Raw genomic sequence first — 10,322 nt, forward strand, 5'->3', positions numbered from 1 at the left:
CCCGGATGCGCCGCGCGGCCGTTCCTGTCAGGGCGCGGGTGCACGATGGGTCCGAGGACGGCCGAGCGGCCGCCCCCGCACCGACCCGCGGTCGATCCCGACCGGTCCGGACCTGGAGGGGGTGGGGCCCGTGGCCCCCGTCATGGAGGAGCGCGCAGCAGTCCTCGACGTCGACACCGCGTGGGCGCAGGTCGCCGGCTCGGCGTTGCGCCCCGGCCGGGTCGGCACGGTCGGACTGGAGCTCGAGGCGCACCTGGTCGACCTCGACGCCCCGGCGGCGCGGGTGCCGTGGTCGCGGGTCCGCGGAGCCGTCGACGCCCTGCCCACACTGCCGGGCGGCAGCCGGGTCACCGTCGAGCCGGGCGGGCAGGTGGAGCTGTCGGGCCCGCCCCTGCCCGGCGTCACCGCCGCGGTGACCGCCCTGCGCGCCGACCGCGACGTGCTCACCGCCGCGCTGGCCGCGGACCGGCTGGGCCTGGCCCCGCTGGGTGCCGATCCGCTGCGTGCCCCGCGGCGGGTCAACCCGGCGGCCCGCTACGCCGCGATGGAGGAGCACTTCGCCGCCGTGGGTTGCGCGGCGGCGGGCACGGCGATGATGGCGGGGACGGCGTCCCTGCAGGTCAACCTCGATGCCGGGCCCGGCAGCGGGTGGAGCGAGCGGGTCGCGCTGGTCCACCAGCTGGGCCCCGTCCTCGTCGCCGTCGCGGCCTGCTCACCCCTGGCCGGGGGGCGGGTCACCGGCTGGGCGTCTCACCGGCAGCAGGTGTGGGGCGACCTCGACCAGGCCCGGTGCGGCCCGCTGCTGGGCGGCGCGGACCCCGCGGGCGAGTGGGCGGAGTACGCCCTGGCCGCCCCGGTGATGCTGGTCCGCGACCCCGTCGACGGCGGCGCCGCGCCCGTGCGGGCCCGGGTGCCCTTCGCCGCGTGGGTGCGCGGCGAGGCGCTGCTGGGTGGCCGGCGCCCGACCCCGGCGGACCTCGCCTACCACCTGACCACGCTCTTCCCACCGGTCCGCCCCCGCGGCTACCTCGAGATCCGCTACCTGGACGCCGCCCCCGAGCCGTGGTGGCCGGCCCTCGCCGCGGTGACCGCGACGCTCGTCGACTCCCCCGCCGCCGCGGAGCGGGCCGCGGCGGCCAGCGCCCCCGTGGCCGGGATGTGGGACCGCGCGGCCTCCGCCGGCCTGGCCGACCCCGCCCTGCACCGGGCGGCGCGCGCCTGCCTGACCGCCGCCTGTGACGCCGTCCCCGCGCCGATGCGCCCGGAGGTGGAGGCGCTGGCCGACCTCGTCGACCGCGGGCGCAGCCCCGGGGACGCCCTGCTCGCCGCCGCCCGCGCCGGCGGCCCCGTCGCCGCCCTGCTCGCCGCCACGGCGCCCGCCCTGTCCGCCCCGACCGCACCGGAGGCCCGATGAGCGACCTGCGGGAGCTGCTCGCCCGTGAGCTGACCGCCGCCCGCGACCGCACCCTGCGGCTCACCGACCACGACGAGCCCGAGCTGCTGGCCCAGCACACGCCGTTGCTGAGCCCGCTGGTCTGGGACCTCGCCCACATCGGTCAGCAGGAGGACCTCTGGCTGCTGCGCGGTGGCGACGCCTCGTGCCCCGGCCTGCTGCCGCCGGACGTCGAGGTGCTCTACGACGCGTTCACCCAGCCGCGCGCCGTCCGGGCCCGGCTGCCGCTGCTGCCGCCGGTGGAGGCGCGGGCGTTCTGCGCGGAGGTGCGCGGCCGGGTGCTCGACCGGCTGGAGCGCCGGCACCCGGACGACGACGCCTTCGACGTCGCGATGGTGGTCAGCCACGAGCAGCAGCACGACGAGACGATGCTGCAGGCGCTCAACCTGCGCCCCGGGCCGCCACTGCTGGGTTCCGGCACCGCGCTGCCGCCCGGCCGTCCCGGGGTGGCGGGGACGTCGGTGGCCGTGCCGGCCGGGGAGTTCGTCCTCGGGGTGGACGCCGCTGACGAGCCGTTCTCGCTGGACAACGAGCGCCCGGCGCACCGGGTCGACGTGCCGGCCTTCCGGCTCGGGCGGGTGCCGGTGACCAACGCCGAGTACGCCGCCTTCGTCGCCGACGGGGGCTACGCCGAGCGGCGGTGGTGGTCGGCCCGGGGCTGGGCGCACCGGGTGGAGGCGGGCCTGGCCCGGCCGCAGTTCTGGGGCCCCGACGGCACCCGCACCCGCTTCGGCGTGGTCGAGGCCCTGCCTCCGGACGAACCGGTCCAGCACGTCACGTTCTTCGAGGCCGAGGCGTACGCGACGTGGGCGGGCGCGACGGGCGTCGTCCCGGCCGGGGCGCGGCTGCCCACCGAGGTGGAGTGGGAGAAGGCGGCGGTCTGGGACCCGTCCACCGGCCGGCGCCGCCGCTTCCCGTGGGGCTCCGCGGAGCCCACGCCCGCGCTGGCCAACCTGGGCGGGACGGCGCTGCGCCCGGCGCCGGTCGGGGCGTATCCCGCCGGCGCCTCCGCCTACGGCGCCGAGCAGCTCATGGGCGAGGTCTGGGAGTGGACGTCGTCGTCGTTCCAGCCGTGGCCGGGCTTCCGGCCGATGCTCTACGCCGACTACTCCGCGCCCTTCTTCGGCGGCGACCACCGGGTGCTGCGCGGCGGGTCGTGGGCGGTGGCGCCGTCGATCCTGCGGCCGGGCTTCCGCAACTGGGACCACCCCGTCCGCCGGCAGCTGTTCAGCGGGTTCCGGCTGGCCTGGGACGCCTGATGTGCCGCCACCTCGCCTGGCTGGGCCGGCCCCGCACGCTCGCCTCGCTGGTGCTCGACCCGCCGTCGTCGCTGCTGGTGCAGTCCTGGGCGCCCCGCCGCCAGCGCTACGGCACGGTCAACGCCGACGGCTGGGGCGTCGGCTTCTTCTCCCCCGGCCGGGCGGAGCCGGCGCGCTGGCGGTCGTCGCGGCCGCTGTGGGCGGACCCGTCGTTCGCCTCCGTCGCCCCGGTGCTCAGCTCGGGGTGCGTGGTGGCCGCCGTCCGGTCGGCGACGGTGGGCATGCCGCTGGAGGAGAGCGCGGTCGCCCCGTTCACCGACGGCCGGTGGCTGGTCTCGCACAACGGCCGCGTCGACCGCGCGGTGCTGCCGCCGGTGCGGGACGCCGAGTCCACCGTCGACAGCGCCCTGCTGGCGGCCCTGGTGTTCGCCCGTGGCCTGGACGCCCTGGGGACGACGGTCCGCGAGGTCGCCGCGGCCGACCCTGGCGCCCGGCTGAACCTGCTGGCCGCCGACGGCACCCGGCTGCTGGCCACCACCTGGGGCGACACCCTCTCGGCGCTGGTGACCGCCGAGGGCACCGCCCTGGCCAGCGAGCCGTGGGACGACGACCCGGCGTGGACCGACGTCCCCGACCGCTGCCTGGTCGAGGCCACCCCCGACGGCCTGACCCTGACCCCGCTCGACTGACGCCCGAGGAGCCCCGTGCCCAACTCGCTGACCAGCCACCTCGCCCCCGGCGACGCCGCGGCCGCGTTGCGCGCCGACGCGCTGGCCGGGCTGACCGCGACGCCGAAGTGGCTGCCGCCGCGGTGGTTCTACGACGCGCGCGGCAGCGAGCTGTTCGACCGGATCACCCGGCTGCCGGAGTACTACCCGACCCGCGCGGAGCGGGCCATCCTCACCGCGCGCGCGGGGGAGGTCGCCGCGGCGTCGGGTGCCGAGGTGCTCGTCGAGCTCGGCAGCGGCACGTCGGAGAAGACCCGCCTGCTGCTCACCGCACTGCGCGACGCGGGCACGCTGCGCCGGTTCGTGCCCGTCGACGTCGACCCCTCGGTGCTGCAGGACGCCGCCGCCGCGGTCACCGCCGAGTACCCCGGGGTCGAGGTGGACGCGGTGGTCGGCGACTTCACCCGGCACCTGGGCGAGCTGCCGCGGTCCGGACGGCGGCTGGTGGCCTTCCTCGGCTCGACGATCGGCAACCTCGAACCGGGGCCGCGCGCGGCGTTCCTGGCCGAGCTCGCCGGCACCCTGCAACCGGGGGACTCCTTCCTGCTCGGCACCGACCTGGTGAAGGACCGGGACCGGCTGCTGCGCGCCTACGACGACGCGGCGGGGGTCACCGCGGCGTTCAACCGGAACGTGCTGGCGGTGCTGGACCGGGAGTTGGGGGCGTCGTTCGACCCGGCCGCCTTCGAGCACGTGGCCGTGTGGGACGAGCAGCAGGAGTGGATCGAGATGCGGCTGCGGTCGCGGGTCGACCAGGTCGTGCGGGTGGCCGCGCTCGACCTCGACGTCCCGTTCGCTGCCGGTGAGGAGCTGCGGACGGAGGTGTCGGCGAAGTTCCGCCGGGACGGCGTCGAGGCCGAGCTGGCCGCCGCGGGCCTGCGGCTGGCGCACTGGTGGACCGACCCGGACGGCGACTTCGCCCTCTCCCTGTCCGTCCCCGCCTGAGGGCCGGGCGCTCCCAGGCCACCGTCCGCCGCCCCCGGGGACCTTCCCCGAGCACGCTCGTGCTCTGCCCACGTGGACGGGCACAGCACGAGCAGCGCATCCCCACCTCCCGCGCCGCACGCTCGTGCTCTGCCCACGTGGACGGGCAGAGCACGAGCTCCCCAGGAGACAGGTGCTCGGTGCCGGGGTCGCTCCGGGCCCGACCGGGAGCCGCACCGCCCTCACCTGCATCCGGCTGCGCAGGTGGCCTGGAAGGGAGGGGTGACAGACACCCCAGCGCACCACCGAGAGGACCGCACCGTGATCCGGACCCGCACCGCCCTCGTGCTCGCCGCAGGCACCACCGGCACCCTGCTCGCCCTCGGGACAGCCCCGGCCCTGGCCGCCGACACCGCGACCGTCTCGGTCCTGCACGGTGTGCCGGCCACCCCGGTCGACGTCTACGCCAACGGCGAGCGGCTCATCGACGACTTCCAGCCCGGCACCCTGACCGACCCCCTGCAGCTGCCCGGCGGCGACTACGACCTCGCGCTGTACCCGGCCGACGCGCCCGACGCCTCCGGCGCCCCGCTGCTGTCGGCCGACGGGGTCGCCGTCCCCGCGGGGGCGAACGCCACCGTCGTCGCCCACCTCGACGCGAGCGGCGCGCCCGCGCTGACCCCCTTCGTCAACGACACCTCGCCCGTCCCGGCCGGCCAGGCGCGCGCCGTCGTGCGGCACACCGCCGCCGCCCCGGCCGTCGACGTGCGGGCCGGCGGGAGTGTCGTCGCCCCCGGCCTCACCAACCCCGACGAGGCCGCCCTCACCGTGCCCGCGGGCACCGTGAGCGCCGACGTCGTGCTCGCCGGCACCGACACCGTCGCGATCGGCCCGGCCGACCTGTCCCTGACCGAGGGCGCGACCACGGTCGTCTACGCCTGGGGCTCCGAGCAGGCCGGTTACCAGCTGGCCGTCCAGACGATCGCCGGCGCCCACTCCGCACCCTCCGGCATCCCCGGCGGGTCGGCCGGCCTGGCCGACGACGGCTCGTTCCCCGCGCCGCTGGCAGCCCTGTCGCTGGCCGGTCTGGCCGCGGCCGGTCTGGCCGCCCGCCGCCTGGCCGGCTCACGGGCCTGACCGGCAGCGGGAGCGGTCCGATGGTGCGCCCCGCCGCCGCCGGCGTGGTGCTGGGCCTGGCCCTGGCGGTCGGGGCGCCGGCCGCCTGGCTGGGCACCCGGGACACGGCGGCGGCGGGCGCACGGCTGGACCAGGCGCTCCCCGCCACGACCACGCCGGTGCCGTCGTCGAGCAGCCCGGCGACGGCACCGGCCCGAGTCCCCGCCCTGCCGGCCGGAACGGCGCGGCCGGCCACCCCGGCCGCGGTCCCCGCCGCGCCACCGCCGGTCGCGCTGGCCGTGCCGGACGCCGGCATCGCCGCCCCCGTGGACCCGGTGGGCGTGCGCGACGACGGCCAGATGGCCATCCCCGACGACGTCGACCGCGTGGGCTGGTACCGGTTCGGGCCCGTCCCCGGAGCGGAGGGGGCGGCGGTCGTCGCCGCGCACGTCGACGACCGCGAGCAGGGCCTGGGGGTCCTCGCACGGCTCCGGGACGCCGCCGTCGGCGTCGAGGTGCTGGTCACCGACGCGGCGGGGACCGTCACCCGGTGGCGGGTCGTGTCGCGGGAGACCGTCCAGAAGCAGGTGCTGCCGCTGGACCGCCTGTTCACCCGCACCGGTCCCCCGCGCCTGGTGCTGGTCACCTGCGGCGGGCCGTTCCTCCCCGAGCTGCGCGGCTACCGGGACAACGTCGTCGTCGTCGCGGAGCCCTCCCCGTGACCGGGACCCTGGAACGCGGCGCCGCAGGGCCTAGGGTCGGGCGCGTGCCCCCCGCCCCGGTGACGCCGGCTCCCGAGCCGGACGACGCCGAGGTGGGCCGCCGCTTCGCCGCCGGCGACGAGCAGGCCCTGGCCTGGGCCTACGAACGCTTCGCCGGGCAGGTGCACGGCATGGCGGTCCGGGCGTTCGGCCCCGGTCCGGACGCCGAGGACGTCACCCAGCAGACGTTCGTCTCGGCCTGGACCGGCCGCGCCGGCTACCGCCCGGACCAGGGTCCCCTGCCGGCCTGGCTGGTCGGCGTCTGCCGGCACAAGATCGCCGATGCCTGGGCCCGCCGCGACCGGCAGCGCCGCACCGCCGAGGCGGCCGTCGCCCAGGCCCAGGCGGCGCCCCAGGCCGGTGGGCCGCCGGTCGACACCGCCGTCGCCGACCGCGTCCTGCTCCTCGGCGAGCTGGACCAGCTCGGCCAACCGCAGCGGGGCATCATCGAGATGGCCTTCTTCGAGGACCTCACCCACAGCCAGATCGCCGCCCGCACCGGGCTGCCCCTGGGCACCGTCAAGAGCCACATCCGGCGCACCCTGGAGCGCCTGCGGACCCGGTTGGAGGTGGACGGTGCCGCACTGCACGCCTGACCAACTGGCCCTCGCCGCGCTGCGCGAGCCGCTGCCAGCCGTCGACGCCGCGCACCTGGAGAGCTGCGCACGGTGCCAGGCGGAGGTGGCGTCCCTGCAGCGCGGCGTCGACGCCCTCGCCGTCCCGGCGCTGGCCGCACCCGGCGCCCCGGTGCCCCCGCCGCCGGCGGTCTGGGCGGCGATCGCCGCCGCCACCGGCGTGAGCGCGCAACCGCGACCCGAGGTCGTCGCCGCGACCGCCGCCGCACCGCCGTCCCCGGCGCCGGAGGCCCCTGCGGCGACCGTGACCCCGCTGCGACCCCGACGGTCGCGGTTGCTGCTGGCCGCCGCCGCGGCGCTCGTCGTCGGTGTCGGCATCGGCGCGGGTGCGGTGGCCCTCGGCAGCCGGGACGACGGCGGCTCCGCGGTGGCCGCGACCGCGCTCGACCCCCTCGGCGGCAGCGGCGCCTCCGGCCAGGCGCGGGTCGTCGAACGGGACGACGGCACCCTCGTGCTCGAGGTGGACCTCACCGCCGCGGCCCTGCGCGAGGGCTTCTACGAGGTCTGGCTGATCGACGAGGCCGTGGAGGACATGGTGTCCGTCGGCGTCGTCCAGGGCGGCCGCCGGGTGGCGCTGCCGCTGCCCGCCGGCATCGACCTCGGGCAGTACCCGGTGGTCGACGTCTCCGTCGAGCCCCTGGACGGCGACCCCACGCACTCCGGCGACTCGGTGGCGCGCGGCCTGCTCGAGACCTGACCGCCGCCCGACGGAACGCGCGCCTAACGTGGGGCCCGTGACCGGGCGTGCGCGGTCACGCAGCAGCAGAGCACCGTCGGGCACGGAGCCGACGAGCGCCAGCGAGGAGGCTTCCGTGACCCTGCTCGACCCCGACCTCGTCCACGAGGACCTCGGCGCCGCCTGGCGCTCCGCCCGACCCCGCCCCGCCGGCCGGCACCTGGACTCCGCGGCCTGCAGCCGGCAGAGCCACCGGGTGCTGGAGGCGGTCGCGCACCACGCCCGGCACGAGGCCGAGCTGGGCGGGTACGTGGCCGAGGCGACCGCCGACGACCTGCTGCAGCAGGGCCGGTCGGTGCTCGGCGGGCTGGTCGGCATGGCGGCCGCGGACGTCGCCTTCGTGGAGTCGGCGCAGGCCGCGCTCGTCGCGCTGCTGTCCGGGTGGCGGCTGCCGCCGGGCACGCGGGTGGCCTGCCTGCCCGGCGAGTACGCGCCGAACGTCGCCCAGCTGCGGGCGGCCGGGCTGACGCCGGAGCCGTTGCCGGTCGACGACCTGGGCCGGGCCGACCTCGACGGCGTGGCCCGCCTGCTGGCCACCGCGCCGCCGCGGTTCGTGCACCTGACCCACATCGGCAGCCACCGCGGGATCGTCCAGCCCGCCCGTGAGGTCGCCGCGCTGTGCCGCGAGGCCGGCGTGCCGCTGGTGCTGGACGCCGCGCAGTCGCTGGGGCACGTCGACACCGACCTGGGCGCCGACGTCGTCTACTCGACGTCGCGCAAGTGGCTGGCCGGGCCGCGCGGGGTCGGCGTGCTGTGCGTCCGCCCGGCGACCACCGCGCAGCTCACCCCGGTGCTGCCCGAGCCGGCCGACGTCCCGCCGCTGCGGGCCTTCGAGTCCGGCGAGGCGCACGTCGCGGGCCGGGTCGGCCTCGTGCTGGCCGTCGGGGAGCACCTGGCGGCCGGGCCGGAGCGGGTGCGGGCCCGGCTGTCGGCGCTGGGCCGGACCAGCCGGGAGGTGCTGGAGGGGGTGGCCGGCTGGCGGGTCGTGGAGCCGCTGGAGGAGCCGACCGCCACGACCACGCTGCGGCCACCGGAGGGCGTCGACGTCGTCACCACGCGGGCGCGGCTGCTCACCGAGCACGGCATCGTGACCACCGCGATCGGCCCGGAGCGCGCGCCCGGGGAGATGACCGGCCCGGTGCTGCGGATCTCCCCGCACCTGGACGCCACCGTCGACGACCTGGAGGCCCTCGCCGCCGCCCTCTAGCCCGCCGCGGCCTGCATCGCGGCCGACACCCGGCGGTGGACGGCGAGCCGCTCCTCCAGCGCCGGGTGCACGGGCACCCCCTCGGCGACCACCGGCCGGCCCGCGACGACGGTGTGCCGCGCCGACACCGGCCCGCAGCGCAGCCAGGCCTCCACCGGGTCCGACAGCGCGCCGGCGAACCGGACGCCGTCCAGCGGCCACACCGCCAGGTCACCGCACGCCCCGACCGACAGCTCACCGACCTCCCCGCCGCGGCCGAGGCAGGTCGCCCCGCCGCGGGTGGCCATCTCCAGCGCGTCGCGGGCCGACATCGCCCCGGCGCCGTGCCGCAGCTTGCCCTGCAGCATCGCCGTCCGGGCCTCCAGCCACAGCGAGGCGGAGTCGGCCGAGGCGGAGCCGTCCACGCCCAGCCCGACCGGCACGCCGGCGGCGCGCAGCTCGGCGACCGGCGCCAGGCCGCTGCCCAGGACCATGTTGGACGACGGGCAGTGCGCCGCCCCCACCCCGGCGGCACCCAGCCGCAGCACGTCGGCCGCCGAGGGCCACACCACGTGCGCCAGCCACGCCCGGCCGGTGAGCCAGCCGACGTCGGCCAGGTACTCCACGGGACGGCGGCCGAAGGTGGCCTCGCAGAACGCGTCCTCGTCGCGGGTCTCGGCCAGGTGCGTGTGCAGCCGCACGTCCAGCGCCTCGGCCAGCTCGGCGGTGCGCGTCATGAGCGAGGTCGACACGCTGAACGGCGAGCACGGGGCCAGCGCGATCCGCGTCATGGCGTGCGGCGACGGGTCGTGGTGCGCGGCGACCAGCCGTGCGGAGTCGGCGAGGACCTCGTCGTCGTCCTGGACGACGGACGCCGGCGGCAGGCCGCCGTCCTCGACCGACAGCGACATCGAGCCGCGGGTGGCGGTGAGGCGCACCCCCACGTCGCGGGCGGCGGCCACCTCCGCCGCGATGAGGTCACCGGCGCCGCGCGGGTGGACGTAGAGGTGGTCGCTGGACGTGGTGCACCCGGACAGCGCGAGCTCGGTCAGCCCCACGAAGGCGCTGACGTGGGCCGCTTCCTCGTCCAGCCGGGCCCACAGCGGGTACAGGGTGACCAGCCACTCGAACAGGCCACCGGTCAGCGCGGGCGCGAAGGCGCGGGTCAGGTTCTGGTAGAGGTGGTGGTGGGTGTTGACCAGGCCCGGGGTGACCAGGCACCCGCGCGCGTCGATCCGGCGGGCGGCGTCCGGTGGCGGGTCCGCCGGCCCGCCCACCCCGCTGACCACGCCGCCGGTGACCGCCACCCAGCCGCCGGCGATCTCCCGCCGGGCGTCGTCGACGGTGGCCAGCAGCTCCGCGTCGTGCACCAGCAGGTCCGCGGTCTCCACGCGGGCATCCTGCCCGCGGGAGGGACGGGGCGGCGAGGGGGGGGGGGGGGGGGGGGGGGGGGGGGGGGGGGGGGGGGGGGGGGGGGGGGGGGGGGGGGGGGGGGGGGGGGGGGGGGGGGGGGGGGGGGGGGGG

Annotated in this window: 10 protein-coding genes; 9 read left to right on the plus strand and 1 reads right to left on the minus strand. The window is 78.3% G+C overall.

Annotation, left to right across the window (positions count from 1 at the left end; all coding sequences use genetic code 11):
• The first annotated feature begins 130 nt into the window (after positions 1-130).
• The 9 genes from egtA to egtE all read left to right on the plus strand — a co-directional run bounded on the left by egtA (position 131) and on the right by egtE (position 8,819).
• On the plus strand, positions 131-1,414 hold the full coding sequence (gene egtA / locus ACI79E_RS19795; RefSeq protein ID WP_456934285.1) for an ergothioneine biosynthesis glutamate--cysteine ligase EgtA: 1,284 nt from the start codon (positions 131-133) through the stop codon (positions 1,412-1,414).
• The gene (gene egtB / locus ACI79E_RS19800; RefSeq protein WP_456934286.1) at positions 1,411-2,712 is read left to right on the plus strand and encodes an ergothioneine biosynthesis protein EgtB; all 1,302 of its coding nucleotides are present in this window, start codon (positions 1,411-1,413) and stop codon (positions 2,710-2,712) included. The genes egtA and egtB overlap by 4 nt, the downstream gene beginning before the upstream one ends.
• A complete protein-coding gene (egtC, locus tag ACI79E_RS19805) occupies positions 2,712-3,401 on the plus strand; it encodes an ergothioneine biosynthesis protein EgtC (RefSeq protein WP_456934287.1) in 690 nt (229 codons plus the stop codon). Before egtB ends, egtC begins: the two co-directional genes overlap by 1 nt.
• A 15-nt stretch (positions 3,402-3,416) precedes the next feature.
• The gene (gene egtD, locus ACI79E_RS19810) at positions 3,417-4,385 is read left to right on the plus strand and encodes an L-histidine N(alpha)-methyltransferase (protein ID WP_456934288.1); all 969 of its coding nucleotides are present in this window, start codon (positions 3,417-3,419) and stop codon (positions 4,383-4,385) included.
• A 300-nt stretch (positions 4,386-4,685) separates the two neighbouring features.
• Positions 4,686-5,501 carry a DUF4397 domain-containing protein gene (locus ACI79E_RS19815; RefSeq protein WP_456934289.1) on the plus strand — a complete coding sequence of 272 codons (816 nt, stop codon included), beginning with the start codon at positions 4,686-4,688 and terminating at the stop codon, positions 5,499-5,501.
• A 20-nt stretch (positions 5,502-5,521) separates the two neighbouring features.
• The gene (locus tag ACI79E_RS19820; protein WP_456934290.1) at positions 5,522-6,202 is read left to right on the plus strand and encodes a class F sortase; all 681 of its coding nucleotides are present in this window, start codon (positions 5,522-5,524) and stop codon (positions 6,200-6,202) included.
• 44 nt (positions 6,203-6,246) lie between these two features.
• Positions 6,247-6,837, plus strand: a complete 591-nt coding sequence (locus ACI79E_RS19825; RefSeq protein ID WP_456934291.1) for an RNA polymerase sigma factor — start codon at positions 6,247-6,249, stop codon at positions 6,835-6,837.
• On the plus strand, positions 6,818-7,573 hold the full coding sequence (locus tag ACI79E_RS19830; RefSeq protein ID WP_456934292.1) for an anti-sigma factor: 756 nt from the start codon (positions 6,818-6,820) through the stop codon (positions 7,571-7,573). Before ACI79E_RS19825 ends, ACI79E_RS19830 begins: the two co-directional genes overlap by 20 nt.
• Positions 7,574-7,688: 115 nt before the next feature.
• Complete coding sequence (gene egtE / locus ACI79E_RS19835) at positions 7,689-8,819, plus strand: ergothioneine biosynthesis PLP-dependent enzyme EgtE (RefSeq protein WP_456934293.1); 1,131 nt, start codon at positions 7,689-7,691, stop codon at positions 8,817-8,819.
• Here egtE and ACI79E_RS19840 read toward each other — a convergent pair.
• On the minus strand, positions 8,816-10,189 hold the full coding sequence (locus tag ACI79E_RS19840) for an 8-oxoguanine deaminase (protein ID WP_456934294.1): 1,374 nt from the start codon (positions 10,187-10,189) through the stop codon (positions 8,816-8,818). The genes egtE and ACI79E_RS19840 overlap by 4 nt on opposite strands.
• Positions 10,190-10,322 lie beyond the last annotated feature (133 nt).

The organism is Geodermatophilus sp. SYSU D00079, assembly GCF_054050635.1.

Bases quoted from the DNA above. Each gene is read 5' to 3' on its own strand.
- egtB (WP_456934286.1), top strand. From the start codon at position 1,411: ATGAGCGACCTGCGGGAGCTGCTCGCCCGTGAGCTGACCGCCGCCCGC.
- egtC (WP_456934287.1), top strand. From the start codon at position 2,712: ATGTGCCGCCACCTCGCCTGGCTGGGCCGGCCCCGCACGCTCGCCTCG.
- ACI79E_RS19820 (WP_456934290.1), top strand. From the start codon at position 5,522: ATGGTGCGCCCCGCCGCCGCCGGCGTGGTGCTGGGCCTGGCCCTGGCG.